Here is a 22,744-nt window from a genome sequence, read left to right as displayed (position 1 = left end):
ATCGAACAAAGAAAAACGGCGGGCCGATGCCCGCCGTTTTCATAGGCGACGAAGAACCGTGGTTACTCGGCGCCGGCCGCTTCAACCTCGGCCGGTGCGGCGCTCGCCGCGGCAGCCGCCGCAGCGGCGTCTTCCTGGGCCTTCTTCAACAGGGTAGCGCGTTCCTGCGCCTTCTTGCCGGGCAGCGCCTTGTTCGGATTCGAGCGGGCCTCGCGCTTGGCAATGCCGGCCTCGTCGAGGAAGCGCAGCACGCGGTCGGTCGGCTGGGCGCCATGCGACAGCCAGTGCTTGACGCGGTCGGCGTCGACCTTGACGCGCTCGCCGTCCTTCGGAAGCAGCGGGTTCCACGAGCCGAGCGACTCGATGAAACGGCCGTCGCGCGGCGAACGGGCGTCGGCGACGACGACGTGGTAGTAAGGACGCTTCTTCGAGCCCGCACGGGCCAGTCTGATCTTCAGTGCCATTTCTTTGTCTCCTAAAAGCTCTGATTTCGTTGATGAGTTTTCGGCTGGTTTCAGCCGGTTTTCGTCACGCCGTTGGCAGCGGCGATCTGTTCGTGGTGCCGGATCACTTCGCGGACGACGAAGTTGAGGAATTTCTCCGCGAAATCCGGGTCGAGATGCGCATCCTTCGCCAGCTGGCGAAGGCGGGCGATCTGCTGCTGCTCGCGCGCGGGGTCGGCGGGCGGCAGGCCATGCTCGGCCTTCAGAACGCCGACCGCCTTGGTGCAGCGGAAGCGTTCGGCCAGCATATGGATGAGGGCGGCGTCGATGTTGTCGATCGAAGCGCGGTAGCCGGCCAGGATGGCGCGTGCATCGGCCATATCTTTCTCCTCGTTCATCGCCCCTTCACTTCTTCTTGCCCAAACCGGGGAGCCCGCCGCCGCCGAGGCCGGGGAGAACCGGAAGCTTCATGCCGCCTGGCAGGCCCGGCAGTCCGCCACCGGGAAGTCCGCCGGGGAGGCCCTTGCCGAGGCCGGCGGCCTGCGCCTGCTTCTGCAGGGCCTCGAGCTGCTTGGGATCCATCTTGGAAAGATCCGGCATGCCGCCGCCGGGCATCATGCCGCCCAGCCCCATTTTCGAGGCAAGGCCGCCCATCATGCCGCGCATGAGGCCGCCGCCTTTGCCCTTGCCGCCCATCGCCTTCATCATGTCGGCCATGCCGCGATGCATCTTCAAGAGCTTGTTGATCTCGGCCGCGTCGGTGCCGGAACCGGCTGCGATGCGCTTCTTGCGCGAGTGCTTGAGGATGTCGGGGTTGGCGCGCTCGGCCTTGGTCATCGAGGAGATGATGGCGAGCTGGCGGCCGAACATCTTGTCGTCGAGGCCGGCGGCGGCCAGCTGGTCCTTCATCTTGCCCATGCCGGGCATCATGCCCATGATGCCGCCCATGCCACCCATCTTGGACATCTGCTGAAGCTGCTGGGCGAGGTCGTTCAGGTCGAACTTGCCCGACTGCATCTTTTTCGCCATCGCCGCCGCCTGCTCGGCGTCGATCGTCTCGGCGGCCTTCTCGACTAGCGAGACGATGTCGCCCATGCCGAGGATTCGGTCGGCGATGCGCTTGGGGTGGAATTCCTCCAGCCCGTCCATCTTTTCGCCGGTGCCGATGAGCTTGATCGGCTTGCCGGTGACGGCGCGCATCGACAGCGCAGCGCCGCCGCGGCCGTCGCCGTCCATGCGGGTCAGCACCAGGCCGGTGATGCCGACGCGCTCGTCGAAGCTTTTGGCCAGATTGACGGCGTCCTGGCCGGTGAGCGAGTCGGCGACGAGCAGGATCTCGTGCGGGCTCGACACCTTCTTGATGTCGGCCATCTCGACCATCAGCGGCTCGTCGATATGGGTGCGGCCAGCGGTGTCGAGGATGACGACGTCATGGCCGCCGAGCCGGGCGGCCTGCACGGCGCGCTTGGCGATATCGACCGGGCTCTGGCCGGCGATGATCGGCAGCGTCGCGACCTTGGTCTGCTCGCCGAGCTGGCGCAGCTGCTCCTGCGCGGCGGGCCGCCGCGTGTCGAGCGAGGCCATCAGGACCTTCTTGTTCTGCCGCTCGGTCAGCCGCTTGGCGATCTTGGCCGAGGTCGTCGTCTTGCCGGAACCCTGTAGGCCGACCATCATGACAACCACGGGTGCCGGCGCGTTGAGATCGACGGCCACGCCTTCGGCGCCGAGCATCTCGACCAGCTCGTCATGGACGATCTTGACGACCATCTGTCCGGGCTTGATCGACTTCAGCACCGCGGCGCCGACCGCCTTCTCGCGCACCTTGTCGGTGAAGGAGCGAACCACTTCCAGCGCGACGTCGGCCTCGAGCAGCGCACGGCGCACCTCGCGCAAAGCCGCCGAGACATCCGCCTCGGACAGCGCGCCGCGACCAGTCAGGCCGTTCAGGATGGAGCCAAGACGCTCCTGGAGGGATTCAAACATCTGCGGTCCTTGATCTCGGTGAGGTTCGACCGAGAGGTAGTGCGTTCGCGCCGGGTCGCCAAGCAAAAGCGCAAAGCCAAAAAGCACCCGGGGGCGCATCGCGCTGCCGGGTGTTGGCCTCCAGGATCTCTTTACAGCAGCCGCCTCAAAGAGGCTTCGGCGTCCTGGTCGGCTTTCGCGAAAGAAAACTCGTCGCGGAATTCAGCGGCTCTAGACAGGAAATCGGCCGCGGAGTCAAGGCCAACGCATGTCGCGCAAACTGCGCAGCGGTTTTGCGGCAACGACATGCGTCAAGAAACTATGCTGGAATCCCGGCCAAAACGCCGCCGTTGGGGCGTCTCATAGCGGGCTTTGCCGGGTCGCCCCGACCCGCAGCGGCGAGCGCCGGTGCAAAAGCAGCAGCATCGTCAGAAGCGTGCTGACGACGCCGATCGCGGCGATGAGAACGGCGTCCAGATGGGTCCAGCCGGGACCTTCGAGGGGCTTGGCATTGAGCAGCGCGAAGGAATTATAGGCCTCCTGGTGCGAGATCAGCAGGAAGCCGGTCAGGTTGTTGCCGAGATGGGCGCCGAAGCCGGCGCCGAGATTGCCGGTCACATAGACCAGGAGCGTCAGCAGCAGGGCGAATGTGCCGATCGAGATGAAGACACTGGCATTGATGGCCAGCGTCGAGGCCGTATTCCAGTGCAGCGACGTGAACAGCAGGCCGGGCAGCGCCGCCCAGACCAGGGGGCTCCTGAAACGATGAGCGAGGGCGCGCAGCAGATAGCCGCGAAACAGCATTTCCTCCGACGAGGTCTGCAGGAAGGCGAGCAGCGCGATCGGCACCAGGAAGAGCAGCCAGGACGAGAGGGCGATCGGTCCGCGCGCGATCTCCGGCTGCAGCCAATAGAGCAGCACCTCGGAAAACAGCGAGGTGATCAGCACCGCGACCAGGCCCTTGAGAAAATCGCCGCCCGCGATGCGGCGGCCGACGCCGAAGAGAGCCGACAGCGGCTCGCCATGCACCAAGCGCATCGCCACCCACAGGCCGACCCAGATGCCGGCAAAGGAGCTCAGCGCGCTGAGGATGCCGACGGGCGATGCCACGAAGTCCTGCATATACTGCCCGGTCGAGGGGCCGGGCAGGCGCCAGACGAGATAGACATAGGTGCCGGCAAACAGCACGACGGCCGTCGCCGCCATCCAGAAGGCAATGACGATTGCCGTGCCGAAAAACAGCCGCAGCAAAGTGGTCTTTTCGTTCGGCGAGCGGCGATAGCGCTCGAAGGCGGTATTTTCGATCGTCACGCGGCTCCCCTGCCGAAGGCTTAGGCTGTGTTGTGTAGGAGGTCGGTGGTTACCGAGCGATTACCTTGCTTTGAGCCGGGACTGACTGGATCGCGTTGAGGGCACGAACATCGAATTCGTACCACGGAACAGTAACGTGCGATCACGACGGTGGGAGATTAGCTGGAACGCCCATCTCGTCGTCATCCACGGGCGAAGCAAGGAGCGAAGCGACGCGGCGCAGACCCGAGGATCCATTCCGATACTTCCGAGCGTTGCCACAGCGCAGAATTCTGTTCCGCTGCGCTCTTCGGCCAAGGTAACGGCATGGATCCTCGGGTCTGCGCGTCCGCTTCGCTCCCGCTCCGCCCGTGGATGACGAAGTTCGGACGGTTCGGCCAATCCCGAACGTGTGCGGTTATGCGGGATTGCACCGACGCAACCATGAGCGACCAGCACGCAAGCAAACGGCCGCCATCCCGGCGGCCGTTTGTCTCTTGGCCACAATCAGCGCATCACATAGACGATGCGCCGCGTGCCGGGGTCGACCAGCGCCGGCTGGTTGTTCACATAGACATAACGATACCGGTAATCGGGAATCTCGCGCAGCTCGACCGTGTCGGGCAGCGTGGCTCCGGTCACCACCTCGCCCTCGAGATAGACCGGATCGACCCGGTGCGTGGTGACATAGGTGCCGACCTCGGCCGGCGGTCTGCCGATCGACTCGATGGTGTCGTCGCCGGGAACGATGGCGCCGGTGTAGCTGTCCGTGGTGTAGATGTTATCGGTCGGCGGCGACACGACGGCGATGCCGGCATTGGCCGGCCGGCGTGTCAGCACGACGCGGCTGCCGCCGAAATCGCCCGTCACATAGTCGGAATAGACCCAGCCATTGCCGCCCGCTTCAGCGATCGTGCACCATTTGCTGTTCTCGATGCAGCCGGTGAGCGTTGCCGACTGGCCGGCGGCCAGCACGCCAATCACGGGATATTGCGGGCCGGGGCCGGCGCGCACATTGAGATCGGCCACCGCCGAGACGGCAGTGTCGGCCAAGGCCGCGCCCGACATGGCGAACAGCGCGCCGGCAAGCGCCGGAAACAGTACGCGTTTCATGGTTTCACTCCGTTTTTCCACTCTCCCTCGCGGTCGGAAACGAAACCAAAGCTTATGCGTTCCGGCTGAAGCGCCTTTCGGCCACTCACGAATTGTTCCACGATTTCTCGGGGTTCCGGTCAAAAGGGCGTGAGCGGGCGCAAGGCGCTTTAGCCGCGGCAAGTCCCGTCGGACCGGCGCCAATGACCACGACATCGACGTCTTTCATGAGGTAAGCCCGCCACACCTGATGGCCGATCGCAGGCAAATTGCCCTTCTTTCGCCAGTGTCGGGTGTCACGTCCCCAGCGAGGGCGGTGACAACCGGGCGTTTCGCTGGCAAATTCGCCACCGGGACGTGATTCAAGGCAACTAGGAGAAGGACATGGCATTTTTTGCCAAAAGAAGGATTTTCGCGGGCGCCGCGGCGGTGGTGGCGATGCTTGGGCTGGCGACGGGCGCTGAAGCCGCGGCCAGCTGCGGCAAGAACGGCGCCGGCTTCGACGCCTGGAAGCAGGACTTTGCCGCCGAGGCCAAGGCCGAAGGCGTCGGCCAAAGGGGGCTTTCGGCGCTGGAGGGGGCGACCTACGCGACAAGGACGATTTCGGCCGATCGCGCCATCCACAAGGCTTTCAGCGGCTCGGTGGAGGCTTTCATGAAACGCCGCGGGGCGTCCGCGATCATCTCGAGAGGCCGCGCGCTGAAGAAGGCTAACGCGGCGATGTTCGCGAATATCGAGCGGACCTATGGCGTGCCGCCGGGCGTGCTGCTCGCCATCTGGGGCATGGAAACCGGCTTCGGCGCCTCGATGGGCAACCAGAACACGGTGTCGGCCATCCTGACGCTCGCCTATGACTGCCGCCGCCCGGACTATTTCACCCCGCACGCCATCGCGGCGCTGAAGCTCGTCGATCGCGGCGCGCTGAGCGCCTCCTCAGTCGGTGCCATGCATGGCGAGATCGGCCACACCCAATTCCTGCCCGGGAACGTGCTGAAATATGGCGTCGGCAGCGGAAACCTGCGCGACCGCAACACGGCGCTGGCTTCCACCGCCAATTATCTCAAGGCGCATGGCTGGCATGCCGGCGCGAGCTACGAGGCCAATATGGGCGCGATCGCGGGCTGGAACTCGGCAAGCGTCTACCAGCAGGCCATCGCCCAAATAGCCGAGGCGATTGACGCGGATTGATAATTCATCCCTGGTGCAGCAGTTCGGCGTCTGATCGCTGAACTGCTGTAGAGCGTTTCACGGAAACCGCTCCATCTCTTTGTGCGCAATTCCGCCGCTGTGAACTTTTACTGGAATTGCTTAGCTTTCGGCCTGTCTTTTCCCGATTTCATCCAAGGCTCGCAGCCTTTGCTTGTCATCCGGGATACGGGAAGCCTGCGAGCGCATGGCCCCCCAGAAGGCACGCCAGGTATCACTGTGGACGTTGAGTTGCGGATCGTATGTGCTGCTGAACCTGGCGGCCTGCGCGGGCGAAGGCAGGCGAACGTCCACCGCGAGCAAAAAGAGTTCCTCACCCCGCAATTCAGGCAGTTTCGACATCAATGCCCGCATTTCCGCGTCAAGCAGAGTAAGTCCGGCCATTCTGGCGTAGGAGACCAAGCGACGACCGTTCGATGGGTCGTGCGAGGCAATGATGCTGGCGAACAATTTCTGGCGGTGCTCCCTGAATGGCGTGGCGACGTACATCGTTGCGGTCAGAAGCCCGTCATATTGCCATTGCTCCAAGTCGGACGTGTTTTGGAAAGCGTCGATGGCTCGCTGTCCGAGATCAGCGGAACTAAAAAGGAATGCCCGGCACCTGCATGCCGCAGGCGTCGTGAGAATTCGAATGATCTCATCGTTCAGAACGTTACGCTGTCGCACGTTCAGCTTGTCGGCGAATTTGTCCAGCTTGGGCAGTCGACCGCCGGCAATGTCACTTTTGATTTTGAAGATGGCATAGGCGGCCGCCTTGACCATGTTGTCATCGAGATAGTTCTTCCGGTCGAGAAGGGCGACGATGTTAAGGGCGGCGCTGAGGTCGCCGCGAGACGCGAGCGCGAACGCCTGTTCAGCCAAAACTGCCGGGTCGGCGGTGTTTGGCTTAGGGGGAAGGGACGGGTCGAAGCGATAGATCGCTGCCGCCATGGCCTGCGGTGTCAGGTCAACGTCGCCATAGTTGACCACTTCGAAAGGTCCCGAGCGCGTTTCCCAGATCGTTTGCGCCTGGTCGAACGAGCCCATGCCCATCCTGAACAGCGGAAGATAGGCCGGCACACGCGCGGAGTTTCGGCGCCACTGCAGGACTTCAGTCTCCCGGCCGTTGTCGGCGACGACCGCCGTGAGTTTGCCTGGCTGGCTTGGGCCCCAGTGATAGTCGGCCGGATGAAGAATGCGCAGCCCATCCGGAACGGCCGGGAGCATCGTTTGCTTGAAACATTCGTCGGTCCGGCCGACAGCCCGCAATTGTGCGGATCGTGCCATGTCTTCATCGGTACACTCTGGGCCGCTGGCAAGCGTCGTCTGCCGAACGGAACTGATCGGGTTGGCGGGATTGTTGTCCTTGTGCGCGATCTCCACCAGCTGATCGACGACGCTCTCCGAAACGAAGGTGCGGCTGGTGTTGAGAAAATCGTCGACGACCAGGGTTTTGATCTTCGCCAGGTCCGGGTCGATCGCCGGGGACGTCACCTTGGCCGCTTCAAGGGTTAGGTAGCCGCGCATCGCCACCGAAACCAAGGCCCAGCCCACGAAGAACACGAGAGGTGCCCATTGATAGCCGGGTTTACCGCTACGCGTTCCGCGCCAGAAAACAAATGCCGCTGCCAGCAAGGGCAACATGACACTGACGAGCTCGCCGACGCCGCCGAGGAAACCCATCGTGATCACGGTAATTGCAGCGCCGGTATATGCACCGACCCAGCAAGCGCCCGCGACGATGATAATGCCGATCAGGAGCTGCGCAGCCTTCGGCATGGTGGGTTAGGCCTCCTTTGTCAGTTCACGATTTACCAGCCGCCGGTTGCGGCCGAATTAATCGCGACGACTAATGGAGCGTTTACATAAGGCGGCCTTGTGCGTCGGGTTTTTTGTTGGCGAAGCCGGGCAAGCGGGAATCTCCCCCTTGAGGGTGAGATGGCCGGCAGGCCAGAGAGAGTCGCCTCGCACAAAGCGCCAACGCCTTTCGCGACGAGAGACGACGCCGGGGCCCCATCCGCGGCGACCTCCTCTGTCGCCTTCGGCGACATCTCCCCCTCAAGGGGGGAGATCAGCAGCTTCAGCCTTTGCGGTTCCTTGCCGCCAGTGTCCGCAGCCGAAGCCCATTGAGGCGAATAAAGCCCTCGGCGTCCTTCTGGTCGTAGGCGCCGCGGTCGTCCTCGAAGGTGACCAGCGCATCGGAATAAAGCGTCTTCTTCGACTTGCGGCCTGTGACGATGACATTGCCCTTGTAGAGCTTCAGCCGCACCGTGCCTTCGACATCGTCCTGGCTCTTGTCGATCATCGCCTGCAGCATGACGCGCTCGGGCGAGAACCAGAAGCCGTTGTAGATGAGCTCGGCATAGCGCGGCATGAGCTCGTCCTTGAGGTGGGCGGCGCCCCGGTCGAGCGTGATCGATTCGATCGCCCGGTGGGCGGCGATCAGGATGGTGCCGCCTGGCGTCTCGTAGACGCCGCGCGACTTCATGCCGACAAAACGGTTCTCGACCAGATCGAGGCGGCCGATGCCGTTGTCGCGACCAAGGTCGTTGAGCGCCGCCAGCATGGTGGCCGGCGACAGCTTCTTGCCGTCGAGCGCGACCGGATCGCCCTTGAAGAATTCAATCTCGATCTCGGTGACGACATCGGGCGCATCCATCGGCGAGACGGTGCGCTGATGCACGAATTCCGGCGGCTCGCTCCACGGATCCTCCAGCACCTTGCCTTCGGAGGAGGAGTGCAGGAGGTTGGCGTCGACTGAGAAGGGCGCGTCGCCGCGCTTATCCTTCGGCACCGGGATCTGGTGCTGCTCGGCGAAATTGAGAAGGTCGGTGCGCGACTTGAACGACCAGTCGCGCCACGGCGCTATCACCTTGATGTCTGGGTTGAGCGCGTAAGCCGAAAGCTCGAAGCGGACCTGGTCGTTGCCCTTGCCGGTGGCGCCATGGGCAATGGCGTCGGCGCCGGTTTCCTTGGCGATATCGACCAGGTGCTTGGAGATCAGCGGCCGGGCAATCGAGGTGCCGAGCAGGTAGGTGCCTTCATAGACGGCGTTGGCGCGGAACATCGGGAAGACGAAGTCGGCGACGAACTCCTCGCGCACGTCGACGATGCGGATGTCCTTGATGCCCATCATCTCGGCCTTGCGGCGCGCCGGCTCGAGCTCACCACCCTGGCCGAGATCGGCGGTGAAGGTGACGACCTCGGCGCCCAGCTCGGTCTGCAGCCATTTCAGGATGATGGAGGTGTCGAGGCCGCCGGAATAGGCGAGCACGACTTTCTTGACGTTCTTGGTCTTGGACATTTTTGGCGGTTCCGCGGGAAAATAGCTTCGCGGGCGAGGTATCACGGCCTTTCCGGGCGGCGCAAGAGATGAACGGCCGCGTGCTATGGCTTCAGAGGCTGCAGTTAGAAATCTTTGGACGTTTGCGCCGCCCCTCATCTGGCTGCCGCCATCGTCTCCCCGTGAACGGGGAGAAGGGCGCTGTCATCGTCGCTTTCGCCAATCTCCAACGTTGCAGGAATGACGCCAAGGTAGCGGCCGGCCTCTTTCTCCCCGTAAACGGGGAGAAATGCCCGGCAGGGCAATGAGGGGCGGCGCCGACATCAACGATTGCCTGAAGAAAGCGTCCTGGAGGCTGGTTGTTGCCAATGCTGGACCAGAGGCTGCGCCGACCAGTCGCTGGCATCGGCAAGGCAGCTGCGTTATAGAAACCAGTCTTCCCGCAGGGGCTCCCCTATGTCCTTCATTCCCGACACTTCGACGCTGATCCAGTTCGCCATCGCCACCATCATCCTGGCGATCACGCCGGGGCCGGACATGACGCTGTTCGTGTCGCGCACGCTGAGCCAGGGCCGCGCCACCGGCTTCGCCTCCATGGCCGGCGCGCTCTGCGGCACACTGATCCACACCACGCTGGTGGTGGTCGGCATCTCGGCGCTGATCGTCGCCTCGCCGATGGCCTTCTTCGTCTTGAAGATTTTTGGCGCCGGCTATCTGGTGTTCCTGGCTTTTCAAGCGGTGACGAAAGGCTCGGCCTTTTCGCCGGAAAAGAGAACGGGACCGCAGGTTTCGCTGTTCCGTAGCTGGGCGGCCGGGCTCGGGGTCAACCTGCTCAACCCGAAGATCATCCTGTTCTTCATGACCTTCCTGCCGCAATTCGTCTCCGCGCACGATCCGAATGCGTCCGGAAAGCTGTTCTTCCTCGGCGTGATGTTCATCGTGCTGTCGATCCCGGTGACGGCGCCGATGGTGCTGGCGGCGGAGAAATTTTCGGCGGCGATGAAGGCAAGCCCGCGGGTGACGCGCGTGGTCGACTATCTGTTCGGCGGCGTGTTCTCGGCCTTCGCGCTCAAGATCCTGACCGCGCAGGCGAAGTAGGGCGTTAGCCATCGCGTAAAATTCGCCGGCGCTGTTGCATTGCTGCTCTTGCCCCCAGGATTCTGCCCACCTAGAAGATTCGCTAGGGCATATTGGGGGACTAATGAAGAGCTTACTCTTGGCATCCGTTGCCGTGATCGGGCTGGTCTGCGAGGCCAGCGCGCAGGAGGCGACCTATAACTGGTCGGGATCTTATGTCGGCGTGGAGGGCGGCTATGCCCACTCCTCCGTCGATTTCGATGCCGACACGACAAACTTCGACGGCAGCCATCAAAAGGATGGTTATCTCGGCGGCATCTATGCCGGGCACGATTGGCAGAGCGGGAACTTCGTTTACGGCGTCGCCGGCGATTTCGATTTCGTCGGCATGCACGACACAAAATTCGGCCACCTAGACCTTCTCGGCAAGGGTGAAGCCTATACTTACGACGTCGACTGGGTCGCGACGGCGAGGCTGAGAGCCGGTTACACGCCGACCGACCAACTCCTTGCCTATGTCACCGGCGGCGTGGCTGCCGGGCATTTTCAGGCAACTTCCTATGACCGTCCCATTTTTGCGCCAGTCGGGTCGACTGCGGATTTTTCAGGTGTGAAGGTGGGCGGCGTGATCGGCTTGGGCGCGGAGTATGCACTTGCGCCGAACTGGTCGCTGAAAGGGGAATACCTCCACTACGCATTCGACAAGATCGAACCTGGGCCGGGCGGCACGGCTGGCGCGAGCTTTCGACCGTCCCTCGATACAGTAAAATTCGGCGTAGCGTATCGTTTTTAGGGCAGTTTTTGGGTCGGGAGACCAGGGCCGGCGAAGGGTCGAACCATGCCGGCCGCCTCCAAGGCGCGAACGCGTTCGTCATATTCTTCCAATGTCAGCGCGTAGAGCATCTGGTCGAGGCGCTTGCCGGTCCGGCCATCTATGCGATGGGCCCGCAACGTGCCTTCCAGCCGCAATCCGAAACGTTCGCACACGGCGATAGCCGCGGCGTTACGCGCCAGCGGCTGAAAGGTCACCTTCTCGAGCTTTCGCTCGCGAAAGAAATGCCTGAGCAGAACGGCAGATGCCTCAAAGGCAACATTTCTACCCCGGTTCTCCGGATCGCCGATAATCAAGTGCAACGAGCCGAGCCGGTGCCGCAGATCGACCTCCATGACGGCCAGGCCGAGCGGCTGGCCGTCTGGCAGACCGAGGATCGTCATGAGATTGCGCTTCAGATTATCGAAGCTGGCGACATAGGCCCGGAAGGCATCGAGGCCCATCGCTTTTTGCGGCGCGTTCAATCCTTCCATGACGGCGGGATCGACTAGCCAAGCTGCGATCTCGGGTGTCACATCCGCCGGCCTGAGCGTGCGGATTCGGATCTTGTCGCTCCAGCGGTCGACAAAGACGGGTCTCAATCCCTGTGCTGCAAGGGGCGTGACGAGGGGCTTGGCGCCCGGTTGCGGCATCTTCGGCATGGTCCAGTGATGCGGGAGCATCGAACCGGGGTCAAGCCGGAGTTTGGCTCAGTTGATCCGGGTGCAGTCTACCGCTCCAGGTCGGGCAACGCCTCGCGGCGCCAGCTTCCGGCCCAGCGGCCGGCGGAAAGCCAATAGAAGATGCCGCCGACCATGCCGGCGCCGATCACCGCCAATCTGGCATTGGTTTCGGTGACGTCGAAATTGGTGTCGCCCACATTATGCACGAAGCCGAGGAAAACGACGGCGATGACGGCGCCGCCCAGCGCGTAGAACAGCCAGTCGCGGCGGCCGAGCACCTCGGCGATCAAAATGACGACAGCCGCCGGCATGAAGGCGAAATAGGCGACGAACAGCGCCACGAAAGGCACCGAGAAATAGAGCGAGGCCGTCGCCGTCGGCTCCGGGTTGGCCGGCGTGTAGCCCAGATGCGCCAGGACCAGGATGTTGAGGAAGGCGCTCGCCGTCATCGAGGCGACGATATAGCCGACTAGGATGACGGCGAAGCGGACGAGGTAGGCGACGATGCGCCTCACGCCTCGCCGTGTCCCGCGATCATCATGGCTTCGAGCGCCAGACGGTCGACCTTGCGCATGCGCTCCGATTCCGACTTCAGCTGGCCGCAGGCGGCGAGGATGTCGCGGCCGCGCGGCGTGCGGATCGGCGAAGCATAGCCGGCATTGTTTATGTAGTCGGCAAACTTCTCGATCGTTTCCCAGTCCGAGCACTGGTAGTTGGTGCCGGGCCAGGGATTGAACGGGATCAGGTTGATCTTGGCGGGAATGCCCTTGAGCAGCTTGACCAGCGCCTTGGCATCGTCGAGCGAATCGTTGACGTCCTTCAGCATCACATATTCGAAGGTGATGCGCTTGGCGTTGGAGAGGCCGGGATAGGCCTTGCAGGCGGCGATCAGCTCCTTCAGCGGGAACTTCTTGTTGATCGGCACGAGCAGGTCGCGCAGATCGTCGTTGGTGGCGTGCAGCGAGATCGCCAACATCACGCCGATCTCCTCGCCGGTGCGGAAGATTTCCGGCACCACGCCGGAGGTCGACAGCGTGATGCGCCTTTTTGACAAGGAAAGCCCGTCGCCATCGGAGGCGATCAGCAGCGCCTTCTTCACCGCCTCGAAATTATAGAGCGGCTCGCCCATGCCCATCATGACGACGTTGGAAACTTTTCTGCCCTCGGCCGGCACGATGGCGCCGTCCGGCGTGTCGCGGTCGGGGAAATCGCCGAGGCGGTCGCGCGCGGTGAGCAGCTGCGCCAGGATCTCCTCGGCGGTGAGGTTGCGCACCAGCTTCTGCGTGCCGGTGTGGCAGAAGGAGCAGGTCAGGGTGCAGCCGACCTGCGAGGAGATGCAGAGTGTGCCGCGGCCTTCCTCGGGAATGTAGACGGTCTCGATCTCGACGGGACGGCCGGCGCCGCGCGGCGGAAAGCGGAACAGCCATTTGCGCGTGCCGTCGGCAGAGATCTGCTCCTCGACGATCTCGGGCCGGGCGACGGTGAAATGCTTGTCAAGCTCGGCGCGCAGGTCTTTGGAGATATTGAACATATGTGCGAAGTCGGAAACGCCGCGCACATACATCCAGTGCCAGAGCTGCTGCGCGCGCATTTTTGCCTGGCGCTCGGGCACGATGCCGGCGTCGACAAGCGCCCCGCCGAGCTCGGCGCGGGTCAGGCCGATCAGCGACGGCTTCTCGGCCGGTGCTGCGCAGCGCAAGGCATCACGTGCGCCCTCGGCGGTAAGATCAAGCGAAACGGTCATGGTGGCGCCAATATAAGCGATTTGCGGCCGATTTCAGCACCGGCCGCCAGGAAGCGCGGCGCATAGCACAGCTCGGCGCCGGAGTCATGCGCCCCGCTTTCCTTCTCCCCTTGCGGGAGAAGGTGGCCGAACGAAGCTCGGTCGGATGAGGGGTGCTCCAGCGGAGTGAGGCGTTGGTGTTCCCTGGAACACCCCTCATCCGTCTCGGCGCTGCTCGTCGATCCACCGCCCGGGTGAGCCACGGATCTCGCCCGTCCTTCGGACCCCGCTAGCGGGAGAAGGAGGGGCCGCGACTGGCGATGGCCCTCAAAAACCGATCACATCTTCGTGTTGGCGTAATCAATCGAAACGCGTGCGCGAACCTGAAAGGGGCGACCATGCCCCTCAACAATGGGAGTTGTTCAATGCACTCGATCAAATTCGCGCTTATTGCCGGCCTCGCCGGTCTTTGCGCCTCGCAAGCCCTTGCCGAGGACACGATGGGCGCCATGACGATGATGAAGGGCGGGCAGGTCACCGCGATCATGCCGGACGGCCACATGGGCACCATGATGCCGGACGCCAAGATGAGCGCCGAGATGATGAAGATGGCCAAGCCGATCAAGCATTGCATGATGATGATCACTGACGCCAAGGGCAAGGCCTACATGGTCGACACGTCGACCAAGAAGGCCCAGGCCGAATGTGAAAAAATGGCGATGTGACCTCGCCGATCCTGCGTGCCGACCTCCCCGCCGGCCGGTGCGCCGGCGGGTTATCCGCCATCCGGCATGCCCTGTGCCGCGACTCATGAGCACCGCTCCCTGACCTGATTGAGATAGCTTCGGGCTCGCCCTCGCGGGTTGATCGGCCCGGCGAGTGTGCTAGGGCGGGTAACCATCAAGAGGACGGTCATGGCCGGCATATCGCGAAAATCCCGCATGCTGCGGCGTTCCCACGCCATGTGGATGTCGCGGCGCGTCTGGCAGCCGCGCCTCGTCTTCTGGGCCGGCGCCATCTCGATCGGCCTGATCAGCGTCCTGTTCGCATTGCTCGCCGACCGGGCGCAAGGCCTGTTCCATGTCATGACGGGCAATGACGGCGGCTGGCGCTTCTACCTGCCGCTCGTCGTGACGCCGCTCGGTTTCGTCTTTTGCGCCTGGCTTGCGCATTCCTTTTTTCCGGGATCGCAAGGCAGCGGCATTCCGCAGGCGATCGCGGCGCGGCATCTGCGCGACGAGGACGATCGCAGCCACATCCTGTCGCTCAGGCTGGTGGTGGGCAAGATCGCGCTGACCATCGTCGGCCTCGCCTGCGGCGCCTCGATCGGGCGCGAGGGCCCGACAGTGCAGGTCGGCGCTTCGCTGATGCTGCAGGCGGCGCGCTGGGGCGGCATGGCGCAGGCGCGCGGCCTGATCCTGGCAGGCTCCGCCGCCGGCATCGCCGCCGCCTTCAACACGCCGCTTGCCGGCATCGTCTTCGCCATCGAGGAAATGGGCCGGGCCTATGAGGCGCGCACCAACGGGCTGGTGCTGACGGCGGTGATCCTGGCCGGCCTCGCCTCGCTCGGGCTGCTCGGCAACTACACCTATTTCGGCGTCGCCAGGGACACGGTCGCCTTCGCCACGGACTGGCCGCTGGTGCTCGCCTGCGGCGTCATCGGCGGCGGTGTCGGCGCGCTGTTCTCGCTCTTGGCGCTGAAAGTCATGCGCCGCATCCGCCGCTGGAACGCGCTGCAGCCATTGCCGCGCGCGCTGGTCGTGGCGGCTGTCTGCGGCCTGGCCGTCGCCGCGATCGGCATCGCCTCCGGAGGATCGACCTTCGGCACGGGCTACACGCAGGCGCGCGGCGCGATCGAAGGCACGCCGCTGCCGGCCTTGTTCTTCGTCGAGAAATTCGCCGCCGGGCTGCTGTCGATGGTATCGGGCATTCCAGGCGGCCTCTTCGCGCCGTCGCTGGCAGTGGGCGCCGGCTTGGGCAGCACGCTCGGCCTGGTCTTCGGCACGGCCACGGGAACCGCGGCGCTGCTCGGCATGGCCGGCTATTTCGCCGGCGTCGTGCAGGCGCCGATGACGGCCTTCGTCATCATTCTCGAAATGACCGGCAACCACGACAATGTGATCGCGCTGATGTGCGCGGCGATGCTTGGCTACGGCACGGCGCGGCTCATCTCCAACGAACCGCTCTACCACGCGCTGTCGCGCGTCTTCATCGCCGAGGCGATCCGGCGGCGACGGGCGGAGACGAGCGAAGCGGTGAAAGCCTAGTGCGTTTCACGGAAACGACGAAACGCCCTATCTCTTTGTTTTTTACGCAATTCCGGACGGAAAACCGCTCACACTTTTCCTGGAATTGCTCTAGCAGCTTCGAAGGTGGGTCGTCGTCACAAGACCCAACGGAACGCGCGCCTGAGCTCGGCGGTGCCGTCTTTGTCATACCACCGGCCATGCGCGATGATGACGCGTTCCGGCTGCCAGGCGAGCATCTGGTCAACCGCCGCGCGTAAGGCCCGACGACGGCGAAAGAAGCTCAGCCGCATGTCGATGGGCGCCTTGCCGTCCGGATCGGCCGCGCCGGCGAGCCTGACGAGGAGCCTCAGAAACCAATTGTGAATCCGGCTCGGTTCGAAGTTCTCGATCAGATCGGTGAGGACCAGCGTTTGCGAGGCGCGGTGAAACAGCACCGCCTCGGTGAGGACGTCGCCGCGCACCACCAACAGGTCGACCTCGGCCGGCCAGGGTGAGCCGCGTCCCACCAGCAGCCGGTCCACCGCGATCGGACGCTTCGCCCGCTCCCGCAGGCCGCGCACGGCGAGAACCTCCGCGCCGGGAAAAACGGCCTTCCAGTCGGGAAGCCACCAGTAGTGAAGCGAATTCGGCGCAACCAGGAAGCGGACCGGCCCCAAAAGCTCAACCGCGGACCGGAGCGCGGGCGTCAGCGCCACGGGCGAATGCAGGATCAGGTCGCCATTGCGAAGCCGCATGACCGTCATGCGGGTGGTGAAGGGAAATTCAAACGGTCCGACGCCGAAGCCGATCCGTGGCCCGTCCACGATCCACAGATCGGGAGCGACGGGTTTCAGGACGTCGATCGGCTCGTAAAGTTCCAGACTGGACCGGTCAGAGAGATGTTCCTGGGGCATGGCTGCTCGCCGATAACTCGAAGCGCGGTCCGGTCAGCAGAAACGGTCCGGCGTCACGGAGCCATATGGCGCGCCTTCGTCGGGAGGGAAGCGCGCGGCTTCACGCTTTGCCAGCCACTCGCGAAGCGCGATACGGATCACATCCATGCGAGCGAGCTTCATGCGCGCCGCGATCGACGACAGCATCATTTCGGTGGCCGGGTCGAACGCCATGGACGCGAAATCGCGCAACATCGCCGCGGCGCGAAAATCGGCGCGCCGCGCGTCTTCGGCTGGACCGGCTTGCCCTTCGCCCGGATTTGCATTCGCCGTCGCCAGCGGTTGTGCCGGGCCCGAGACGATGTTGCAGTCCCGGATCGCGACAAGGTTGTCGCCTTTGATCGTGGCCAGGACGAGGCTCGACCCCTGCGGATAATATCTGGGCAAGGCAGCGGCCTGACCGGCGAGGTTGGCGCCATTCCATCCACACAGCTCGCCGCCGAGCAGCCAGTTCTGCTGCTCGCCATTCGTCATCATGGCGATGTATTCCCCGTCGCAGGGATAACCGATCAGTGCGATTTCCTCGTAATCTTCCAATCTGCGCATTGCGGTCGCCTAGCTCCTGGCTGGATGGGCCCCGGAATCGGAGCCGGCTGTTTCCTCTTTTCGCGAAAACGGCCCGCCAAGCCGAGATGCCGGGCCGTTGGGGAAGCGTCCGCGCGCAACCCTTACCGGGTCACGTCCCCGGGTCACGTTCCCGAATCGCCTGGGGGCCGGCGACCTGCGGCAGCGTCTCGTTCGCGCAGGCGATCAGCGGGACGGTTGAAGCCCGCAGCCGCGCTTGCGACAGCCACAATTGGCGATGCTCCGGTGACAGGCCCTTCATCGCGGTGCGAGCCGCTGAGGTGATCTCGAATGCCCCGCAGGCGGCACACTGGAATTCCACCTTGCGCACGGTGACCTCGGCTTCCAGGGACACTCCGGCGCAAACCGGGCAGGTGGACGGATAGTATCTCCTTTCGAACGACAGGACGTTCATCGTGCGAACCCATCCGACAGCATGCGGGAGGGGCGGGCTTTGAACTCCAGCATCGGGCGCATTCTTTTCCCTTCTGCAACCGGCGGCCGCCATCAGCCTCTTATCTTCGGCGCAACGCTGCGACGCGTGGCGACCTCGATCTGCTTTGCTTCCACCTCGAGCCGATCCGGCGCGGCAGATCCCATCAGCGCGTAGGCCGTGCCCCCAGACTGCCAATAGACGGTCGGCACGCGGCCGTCGGTGGCGGGCGTCGGGGGAACGGCGCCCTCGCCGTTCATCGGAGCGGCGACAAGCGTGATGCGCCCGACGCTTGGCGTATCGGCTGTCACGACAAGGCTCTGCTGTCCATTCCAGGGCTGCACCTGGACATCCTTGACGGCCCATGACGCTGGCAGCGTCGGCATGCTGACGTTGACGGCGCCAACCAGCCGCTGGATTTTGTCCTGCTTGAGCTCGACACCCTTTTCGGGACCCGCATTGAGCTGCGCGACGCGCAGCGCATCCCGCGCAGCCAGGATGAAGGTTTCGTCGGCCGTCTTGCCGCCCTGGCGAAGCGGCACGGTCAGCGAGTTGGCCGACCACCCGATCGCGACCAGCGCGACAGCGGCGGCCTGAAGCCTAAGCATGGCGAACATCCGCCTGCGGCGAAGCGCCTGTTCCAGCTGTCTCGCCTTGTCGACGGTCGCGCCGGGCGGGAACAATCGCCGGGGCTGGGAATCGCGCAGCGCTTCCATGCGCTGCGCATGGGCAAACACCGCCGCCGCCAGTTCGGGCTCGCGGGCAAGCTGGGCCTGCAGCTCGGATCGCTGCGACGGCGACAATTCGCCATCCAGCAAGCGGCCGATATCCTGTTCGGAAACGCGATTATCGGGCCACATCACGCCCTCCAATGATCTTCAAATGACGGGAAGCTGCGCTGCCCATATTTTCCATGTTGTTCTTCAAGGCCGTGCGAGCCCGGCTGAGGCGGGACATCACGGTTCCTGTCGGCACGCCCAGCAGTTCGGCCGCCTCGGCATAGGTGAAGCCCAGAACGCCGACGAGATGGAGTATTTCGGCCTGGTCGGTCGGCATGCGGGCGAGGGCCCTGGTGACGTTGGAGAGTTCGGCGCTGTGCTCCTGCGGCGGCGGCGAGGCCGCATCCGACATGTCGGCGATGGATGCGAGGCGCCGCCTGTCGGCATCGGCACGGCTGGCGCCGGTGAAGAAGGTGTTGCGGACAATCCTGATCAGCCAGGGCAGCAGCGCCCGGGAGGGATCGTAGCTGCCAGCCATCGAGAGCGCGCGGGCGAGAGCTTCCTGCACCAGGTCATCGGCATCGGAATCATTGCCGGTGAGCACCCTGCCGTAACGCCACAAATCCTCCAGATGCGGTATGACGTCGAACTTCGCTTTCATCCCATCTCATGCCGCCCGTCTCGTGTCGCCCGCTTCAAGCCGGATTGGCGCAAGCCGGGCCTATCTTGCCTGCGCTGCCCGGCCGAAGCCGGCGTGAAAGACGGCCCAGCGGTCAGGGACAGGGACAGGCAACCGCTGGGCCGGATGGGAGCGTGCTCCTCCCGACTGCAAGCCCTGAAAGACGCTCGTCCCCAGTGCTTGTCGCCGCTCCCTGTTTCGACGTGGCCTTGCGAATGGCGGCCATTTCAAAGAGCGTTCTCCTCTTTTGCCCCATCTACCGGTCTCGGCCGGAAACTATTCCGTCCACCGTGCAATTTTTTGAATGATGCCCGCAGGCGCTCGCCGGAGCGCGGAATCGACCGACGCCGACGCAAGGACAAAACCGAATGGCAAAAGGCCGGACCTGATGGCCCGGCCTTTGCATCAAATCCGGATGTCGGCTTGGCTTATTTGCACTTGGCGATGGAGGCCAGCGCGGCCGAGATGCCCTTCAGCGAGAAGACGTAGGAAGTGGGGTTGCCGCGGCCGGACTTGGCCTGAACCTTCATGTCGGAGCCGGTCTTCATGGCGGCGATCAGCACCGGCTCTTCCGCGGCGTTCTCGACCCAGGCCGACTTGCCGCGGGTGAACATCGAGAAGCTCTTCTTGTCGATGGTGACCGTGGCCTTCGAGCCTTCCTGGAAGTTGTAGCCGGCGATGAATTGAGGCTCGTAGGAGACCTGCTGTCCGGGCCGCTGGCTGACGAAGAAGAACATGTCGCCATGGTCGAGCGACGGGGGCTGCTTGTCGGTGGGCACGGTCAGCACATAGCAGACCTTGCCGGCGGCCGACTGATAGCTGTAGGTGCCCCAGGCGTTGTGCTGGCCGATCTTGGTCGCCTGCTGCGCCAACGCCGGCACCGCCGAGGCCGCCAGGACCAGGCTGGAAACTATAGCAATCAATCCGCGCATCGTTCTTCCCGTATTCCAAATGGTGCGGAGGCGGGCCGCGTGGCGTCCTGCCGTCGCTTCATTTTGATTTAATCAGGGTTACCAAACGGTGAATTGTCCTCGAAGAAAAGGAACCCACCCCAGGAAACCGCCACCATCCGCGCCGCCATCGTGGATTGATGCCGGCGCGACGTCCCGGCGCGGAGTTGGATGCCAGGAAAACGGCAAGAGTTTGTCTTTTCGCCAGCGCCGATTTGCGGCCTGAAGCGAGCCGGGATCAGCTCTTGTCCGCCAGCGCGTCTTTGGCCGCCTGCCTGTGGGCCGGCGTGATATGGGCGCTGACGGCCGTGATCGCCGCGGTCAGCACGGCAAGGTCGTCGGTGAAGCCGAGGCCGAAGATGAAGTCGGGGATGAAATCCACCGGCAGGACGAAATAGCCGAGCGCGGCGAGCAGGATACCCTTGGCGCGCAGCGGCGTGTCCTTGTCCATGGCGCAATAATAGGCGGCGACAACCTCGTCCATGAACGGAATCTGCCGCGCCGCCTTCTTGGCGGTGCGCCAGAATTTTTCGCGCACCTCACCCTCGCCGGCAAGCTTGTCGCCGAAGCCGAAGAAGTCGAAACCGGTACCTTGCGCCATCAGTCGCTCCTTGGTGGCCGCGTCCTCGCACGCCGGCCTGCGGCGACAGATGTGGTGAAAGCGGGGGGCTGCTGCAAGAGTTTGGGGGTGCGCCGACCTGAGAATCCAGTTTGGCAGCGCTGACAAGTGTGTAAGCCGAGTTGGCAATCGCAACGCTGGAGATTGGTCGGAATGTTCCTCCCGTCGTCATTCTATGGCGGAGCAAGGAGCGAAGCGACGCGCGCAGACCCTAGAATCCATTCCGTGACATATGAGCGCCGCTCACGGTGCGGAATTCTGCTCCGCCGCGCTCTTCGGCCAAGGTCACGGAATGGATCCTCGGGTCTGCGCTCCGCTTCGCGTCGCTCCGCCCGTGGATGACGAGGTTAGCTTCGGCCAATCGCGAATGGTCGCCGCTATCTGGACTGTCCCGACGCTTGTACGTCACGACATGGCAACTGGGTCTGCGCGCGTCGCTTCGCTCCTTGCTCCGCCCTGGAACGACGAAGTCCGCTCGCCCTCAGCCGAAATACACGTTCATCCGCTTGGCGAGCTCGATGTCCAGCGCTGTGACGCCGCCTGCGTCATGCGTGTTCAGCGTCACGTCGACGGTCTTGTAGACATTCGACCAGTCCGGGTGATGGTCCATCTTTTCGGCCGCCAGCGCCACGCGCGTCATGAAGGCAAAGGCCTCGGAGAAATTCTTGAAGACGAAGCTGCGCTTGATGGAGGCGCCGTCGGCGGCGAGCGACCAGCCGTCAAGTTCCGCAAGCGCGGCGACGATCGCTTCCTTGCTGAGTTTTTCCCTGTTCATGTCCGGTCCCTGTGCTGTTCGCAGATGATCCAACCATAGCGCCGGATCGATGAGCGCAAAGCCCATAAATTCCATTCTGTTCGTGTGCCTTGGCAATATCTGCCGCTCCCCGTTAGAGCGCCGCGCGTCCTACGGACGCGCCAAGGACGCTCTAACACTTTGAATCGGCGCATCGTGCTTTTCCGAAAATCGATTCCGATTTTCGGGCCGATGCGCTGGCCGAGGGCGTGTTCCGCGCGGTGCTTGCCGAGCACGGCAAAGACCTTGTGATCGATTCAGCCGGGACGGGCGGCTGGCATGCCGGCCAGGAGCCGGACCGGCGCTCGATCGCGGTGGCGGCAAGGCACGGCGTCGACATTTCAGGGCAGCGGGCGCGCAAGGTGCTGCAGGAGGATTTTTCGCATTTCGACCTGATCCTCGGCATGGAAAGGCGAATGTACGCGACCTCAAGGCGCTGGCGCCGCATGCCGCGCACGACCGCATCCATCTCTATCTGGATTTTGCCGCGGGAAAGGCCGTGGACGTTCCCGATCCCTATTACGACGGCGCCGAGGCCTTCGCCTCGGTCTACCGCATGATCCGCGAGGCGTCGGATGCGCTGGCGATGCGGCTCGGGGCCAGCGCTTCGCCGACCAGCGGCCAGGCTTCCTCGACGATGTAGGGGCCGCCTCCGACCGAATCGCGCGACGACATCAGGACGAAGCGGCCGACGCGGAAGGGCAATGCCGCGAAATTGCCGCGCGCCGAAAGATATTGCGCGACGTCGAGCGGGCTCCCATTGCGCAGGCGCGCCAGCGTCACATGCGGCGAAAACTTGCGTGGGTCGGCCGGCAGGCCGAGCCGCTGGCAGATGCGGTCGATCTCGCCCTGCAGCGCCGTCAGGTCAGGCGAGGCCGACACGCCGGCCCACACCGCATGCGGCTTCTTGCCGCCGAAGGCGCCGACGCCGGCGAGCGTGAGCTGGAAAGAGGGGCGGTCGACGCGGTCGAGGGCGTTGGCGATCTCGTCGGCGACATGGCCCTCGACATCGCCAATGAAGCGCAGCGTCAGGTGGTAGTTTTCGACGTCGATCCAGCGCGCTCCGGGCAGCCCGCCCCGGAGCAGGGACAAAGAGAGAGCAGCATCACGCGGAATTTCGAGGGCGGTGAAAAGACGTGGCATGTGAAGCCTCCTGTCCTCGAATCGAAACTCTCGTTCCTAGCGAATCATCGATATTGGCGCGGGGCAAGCGGTTTGTTATCCACAAAGTTTCCCCAGCGGAAAGCGTGGCATTAC

The 22,744-nt window shown here is 63.9% G+C and carries 24 protein-coding genes and 1 pseudogene; 6 read left to right on the top strand and 19 right to left on the bottom strand.

Features of this window, described 5'->3' with window-relative positions; genetic code table 11:
• Positions 1–62 precede the first annotated feature (62 nt).
• The 5 genes from rpsP to FJ419_RS27545 all read right to left on the bottom strand — a co-directional run bounded on the left by rpsP (position 63) and on the right by FJ419_RS27545 (position 4,808).
• The gene (rpsP, locus tag FJ419_RS27565; RefSeq protein ID WP_140700427.1) at positions 63–464 is read right to left on the bottom strand and encodes a 30S ribosomal protein S16; all 402 of its coding nucleotides are present in this window, start codon (positions 462–464) and stop codon (positions 63–65) included.
• Between the two features lie 50 nt (positions 465–514).
• The gene (locus tag FJ419_RS27560; RefSeq protein WP_095770012.1) at positions 515–841 is read right to left on the bottom strand and encodes a chorismate mutase; all 327 of its coding nucleotides are present in this window, start codon (positions 839–841) and stop codon (positions 515–517) included.
• A gap of 7 nt (positions 842–848) precedes the next feature.
• Complete coding sequence (ffh, locus tag FJ419_RS27555; protein ID WP_140700426.1) at positions 849–2,426, bottom strand: signal recognition particle protein; 1,578 nt, start codon at positions 2,424–2,426, stop codon at positions 849–851.
• A gap of 339 nt (positions 2,427–2,765) precedes the next feature.
• The gene (locus FJ419_RS27550; RefSeq protein WP_140700425.1) at positions 2,766–3,716 is read right to left on the bottom strand and encodes a CPBP family intramembrane glutamic endopeptidase; all 951 of its coding nucleotides are present in this window, start codon (positions 3,714–3,716) and stop codon (positions 2,766–2,768) included.
• Positions 3,717–4,202: 486 nt separating this feature from the next.
• On the bottom strand, positions 4,203–4,808 hold the full coding sequence (locus tag FJ419_RS27545; RefSeq protein WP_140546505.1) for a DUF1236 domain-containing protein: 606 nt from the start codon (positions 4,806–4,808) through the stop codon (positions 4,203–4,205).
• Between the two features lie 363 nt (positions 4,809–5,171).
• Between FJ419_RS27545 and FJ419_RS27540 the strand changes: the two genes are divergently transcribed.
• Positions 5,172–5,975, top strand: a complete 804-nt coding sequence (locus tag FJ419_RS27540; RefSeq protein WP_140700424.1) for a lytic transglycosylase domain-containing protein — start codon at positions 5,172–5,174, stop codon at positions 5,973–5,975.
• A gap of 120 nt (positions 5,976–6,095) precedes the next feature.
• Here FJ419_RS27540 and FJ419_RS27535 read toward each other — a convergent pair whose 3' ends face one another.
• On the bottom strand, positions 6,096–7,751 hold the full coding sequence (locus FJ419_RS27535) for a hypothetical protein (RefSeq protein WP_140700423.1): 1,656 nt from the start codon (positions 7,749–7,751) through the stop codon (positions 6,096–6,098).
• Positions 7,752–8,052: 301 nt separating this feature from the next.
• Entirely contained in the window at positions 8,053–9,276 is a 1,224-nt protein-coding gene (locus tag FJ419_RS27530) for an argininosuccinate synthase (protein WP_140700422.1), read from the bottom strand.
• Positions 9,277–9,711: 435 nt separating this feature from the next.
• On the opposite strand from FJ419_RS27530, the gene FJ419_RS27525 reads away from it, so the two are divergent.
• Together FJ419_RS27525 and FJ419_RS27520 are read left to right on the top strand one after the other, a co-directional pair.
• Positions 9,712–10,353 carry a LysE family translocator gene (locus tag FJ419_RS27525; protein ID WP_095770006.1) on the top strand — a complete coding sequence of 214 codons (642 nt, stop codon included), beginning with the start codon at positions 9,712–9,714 and terminating at the stop codon, positions 10,351–10,353.
• 118 nt (positions 10,354–10,471) lie between these two features.
• Positions 10,472–11,125 (top strand): outer membrane protein, encoded by a 654-nt coding sequence (locus FJ419_RS27520; RefSeq protein WP_181170827.1) that lies wholly within the window; start codon positions 10,472–10,474, stop codon positions 11,123–11,125.
• On the opposite strand, the gene FJ419_RS27515 is transcribed toward FJ419_RS27520, so the two are convergent.
• The 3 genes from FJ419_RS27515 to rlmN are packed head-to-tail and all read right to left on the bottom strand — an operon-like array spanning position 11,122 to position 13,570.
• Positions 11,122–11,826 (bottom strand): GNAT family protein, encoded by a 705-nt coding sequence (locus FJ419_RS27515; protein WP_140700420.1) that lies wholly within the window; start codon positions 11,824–11,826, stop codon positions 11,122–11,124. The two genes, FJ419_RS27520 and FJ419_RS27515, sit on opposite strands and share 4 nt — an antisense overlap.
• A 47-nt stretch (positions 11,827–11,873) precedes the next feature.
• Positions 11,874–12,341 carry a hypothetical protein gene (locus FJ419_RS27510; RefSeq protein ID WP_140700419.1) on the bottom strand — a complete coding sequence of 156 codons (468 nt, stop codon included), beginning with the start codon at positions 12,339–12,341 and terminating at the stop codon, positions 11,874–11,876.
• The gene (gene rlmN, locus FJ419_RS27505; RefSeq protein ID WP_140700418.1) at positions 12,338–13,570 is read right to left on the bottom strand and encodes a 23S rRNA (adenine(2503)-C(2))-methyltransferase RlmN; all 1,233 of its coding nucleotides are present in this window, start codon (positions 13,568–13,570) and stop codon (positions 12,338–12,340) included. Before rlmN ends, FJ419_RS27510 begins: the two co-directional genes overlap by 4 nt.
• A gap of 404 nt (positions 13,571–13,974) precedes the next feature.
• On the opposite strand from rlmN, the gene FJ419_RS27500 reads away from it, so the two are divergent.
• Positions 13,975–14,274: a hypothetical protein gene (locus FJ419_RS27500; RefSeq protein ID WP_140546497.1), complete on the top strand. Its 300-nt coding sequence runs from the start codon at positions 13,975–13,977 to the stop codon at positions 14,272–14,274.
• A 189-nt stretch (positions 14,275–14,463) separates the two neighbouring features.
• On the top strand, positions 14,464–15,816 hold the full coding sequence (locus tag FJ419_RS27495) for a chloride channel protein (protein WP_140700417.1): 1,353 nt from the start codon (positions 14,464–14,466) through the stop codon (positions 15,814–15,816).
• A gap of 116 nt (positions 15,817–15,932) precedes the next feature.
• On the opposite strand, the gene FJ419_RS27490 is transcribed toward FJ419_RS27495, so the two are convergent.
• The 8 genes from FJ419_RS27490 to FJ419_RS27455 all read right to left on the bottom strand — a co-directional run bounded on the left by FJ419_RS27490 (position 15,933) and on the right by FJ419_RS27455 (position 21,469).
• Complete coding sequence (locus tag FJ419_RS27490) at positions 15,933–16,691, bottom strand: DUF4336 domain-containing protein (RefSeq protein ID WP_140700416.1); 759 nt, start codon at positions 16,689–16,691, stop codon at positions 15,933–15,935.
• A gap of 33 nt (positions 16,692–16,724) precedes the next feature.
• Positions 16,725–17,276 carry a hypothetical protein gene (locus FJ419_RS27485; RefSeq protein ID WP_140700415.1) on the bottom strand — a complete coding sequence of 184 codons (552 nt, stop codon included), beginning with the start codon at positions 17,274–17,276 and terminating at the stop codon, positions 16,725–16,727.
• 130 nt (positions 17,277–17,406) lie between these two features.
• Positions 17,407–17,709, bottom strand: a complete 303-nt coding sequence (locus FJ419_RS27480) for a hypothetical protein (protein ID WP_140700414.1) — start codon at positions 17,707–17,709, stop codon at positions 17,407–17,409.
• Positions 17,710–17,801: 92 nt separating this feature from the next.
• Entirely contained in the window at positions 17,802–18,587 is a 786-nt protein-coding gene (locus tag FJ419_RS27475) for a hypothetical protein (protein ID WP_140700413.1), read from the bottom strand.
• Positions 18,574–19,107 carry a sigma-70 family RNA polymerase sigma factor gene (locus FJ419_RS27470; protein WP_140700412.1) on the bottom strand — a complete coding sequence of 178 codons (534 nt, stop codon included), beginning with the start codon at positions 19,105–19,107 and terminating at the stop codon, positions 18,574–18,576. The genes FJ419_RS27475 and FJ419_RS27470 overlap by 14 nt, the downstream gene beginning before the upstream one ends.
• 446 nt (positions 19,108–19,553) lie before the next feature.
• Positions 19,554–20,057 (bottom strand): invasion associated locus B family protein, encoded by a 504-nt coding sequence (locus tag FJ419_RS27465; protein WP_140700411.1) that lies wholly within the window; start codon positions 20,055–20,057, stop codon positions 19,554–19,556.
• Positions 20,058–20,313: 256 nt separating this feature from the next.
• The gene (locus FJ419_RS27460) at positions 20,314–20,676 is read right to left on the bottom strand and encodes a YkvA family protein (protein ID WP_095770030.1); all 363 of its coding nucleotides are present in this window, start codon (positions 20,674–20,676) and stop codon (positions 20,314–20,316) included.
• A gap of 499 nt (positions 20,677–21,175) precedes the next feature.
• A complete protein-coding gene (locus FJ419_RS27455; RefSeq protein WP_140700410.1) occupies positions 21,176–21,469 on the bottom strand; it encodes a 4a-hydroxytetrahydrobiopterin dehydratase in 294 nt (97 codons plus the stop codon).
• Positions 21,470–21,657: 188 nt separating this feature from the next.
• Here FJ419_RS27455 and FJ419_RS27445 point away from each other — a divergent pair.
• Positions 21,658–22,130: pseudogene (locus FJ419_RS27445) on the top strand (low molecular weight protein-tyrosine-phosphatase).
• Here FJ419_RS27445 and thpR read toward each other — a convergent pair.
• Positions 22,037–22,630, bottom strand: a complete 594-nt coding sequence (thpR, locus tag FJ419_RS27440; RefSeq protein ID WP_140700409.1) for an RNA 2',3'-cyclic phosphodiesterase — start codon at positions 22,628–22,630, stop codon at positions 22,037–22,039. The pseudogene FJ419_RS27445 and the gene thpR sit on opposite strands and share 94 nt — an antisense overlap.
• Between the last annotated feature and the right edge of the window lie 114 nt (positions 22,631–22,744).

Origin of the sequence: Mesorhizobium sp. B2-6-2 (assembly GCF_006440615.1) — a bacterium.
In the GTDB taxonomy this organism is placed as follows: Bacteria; Pseudomonadota; Alphaproteobacteria; order Rhizobiales; family Rhizobiaceae; genus Mesorhizobium.
This window is presented reverse-complemented; position numbering and strand designations above follow the sequence as displayed.

Bases quoted from the DNA above. Each gene is read 5' to 3' on its own strand.
- thpR (WP_140700409.1), bottom strand. From the start codon at position 22,630: ATGCCACGTCTTTTCACCGCCCTCGAAATTCCGCGTGATGCTGCTCTC.
- FJ419_RS27490 (WP_140700416.1), bottom strand. From the start codon at position 16,691: ATGCCCCAGGAACATCTCTCTGACCGGTCCAGTCTGGAACTTTACGAG.
- FJ419_RS27540 (WP_140700424.1), top strand. From the start codon at position 5,172: ATGGCATTTTTTGCCAAAAGAAGGATTTTCGCGGGCGCCGCGGCGGTG.
- FJ419_RS27455 (WP_140700410.1), bottom strand. From the start codon at position 21,469: ATGAACAGGGAAAAACTCAGCAAGGAAGCGATCGTCGCCGCGCTTGCG.
- FJ419_RS27470 (WP_140700412.1), bottom strand. From the start codon at position 19,107: ATGAAAGCGAAGTTCGACGTCATACCGCATCTGGAGGATTTGTGGCGT.
- FJ419_RS27525 (WP_095770006.1), top strand. From the start codon at position 9,712: ATGTCCTTCATTCCCGACACTTCGACGCTGATCCAGTTCGCCATCGCC.
- FJ419_RS27485 (WP_140700415.1), bottom strand. From the start codon at position 17,276: ATGCGCAGATTGGAAGATTACGAGGAAATCGCACTGATCGGTTATCCC.
- FJ419_RS27560 (WP_095770012.1), bottom strand. From the start codon at position 841: ATGAACGAGGAGAAAGATATGGCCGATGCACGCGCCATCCTGGCCGGC.
- FJ419_RS27545 (WP_140546505.1), bottom strand. From the start codon at position 4,808: ATGAAACGCGTACTGTTTCCGGCGCTTGCCGGCGCGCTGTTCGCCATG.
- FJ419_RS27475 (WP_140700413.1), bottom strand. From the start codon at position 18,587: ATGTGGCCCGATAATCGCGTTTCCGAACAGGATATCGGCCGCTTGCTG.
- FJ419_RS27465 (WP_140700411.1), bottom strand. From the start codon at position 20,057: ATGCGCGGATTGATTGCTATAGTTTCCAGCCTGGTCCTGGCGGCCTCG.
- FJ419_RS27535 (WP_140700423.1), bottom strand. From the start codon at position 7,751: ATGCCGAAGGCTGCGCAGCTCCTGATCGGCATTATCATCGTCGCGGGC.
- FJ419_RS27515 (WP_140700420.1), bottom strand. From the start codon at position 11,826: ATGCTCCCGCATCACTGGACCATGCCGAAGATGCCGCAACCGGGCGCC.
- rlmN (WP_140700418.1), bottom strand. From the start codon at position 13,570: ATGACCGTTTCGCTTGATCTTACCGCCGAGGGCGCACGTGATGCCTTG.
- FJ419_RS27530 (WP_140700422.1), bottom strand. From the start codon at position 9,276: ATGTCCAAGACCAAGAACGTCAAGAAAGTCGTGCTCGCCTATTCCGGC.
- ffh (WP_140700426.1), bottom strand. From the start codon at position 2,426: ATGTTTGAATCCCTCCAGGAGCGTCTTGGCTCCATCCTGAACGGCCTG.
- FJ419_RS27500 (WP_140546497.1), top strand. From the start codon at position 13,975: ATGCACTCGATCAAATTCGCGCTTATTGCCGGCCTCGCCGGTCTTTGC.
- rpsP (WP_140700427.1), bottom strand. From the start codon at position 464: ATGGCACTGAAGATCAGACTGGCCCGTGCGGGCTCGAAGAAGCGTCCT.
- FJ419_RS27460 (WP_095770030.1), bottom strand. From the start codon at position 20,676: ATGGCGCAAGGTACCGGTTTCGACTTCTTCGGCTTCGGCGACAAGCTT.
- FJ419_RS27495 (WP_140700417.1), top strand. From the start codon at position 14,464: ATGGCCGGCATATCGCGAAAATCCCGCATGCTGCGGCGTTCCCACGCC.
- FJ419_RS27480 (WP_140700414.1), bottom strand. From the start codon at position 17,709: ATGAACGTCCTGTCGTTCGAAAGGAGATACTATCCGTCCACCTGCCCG.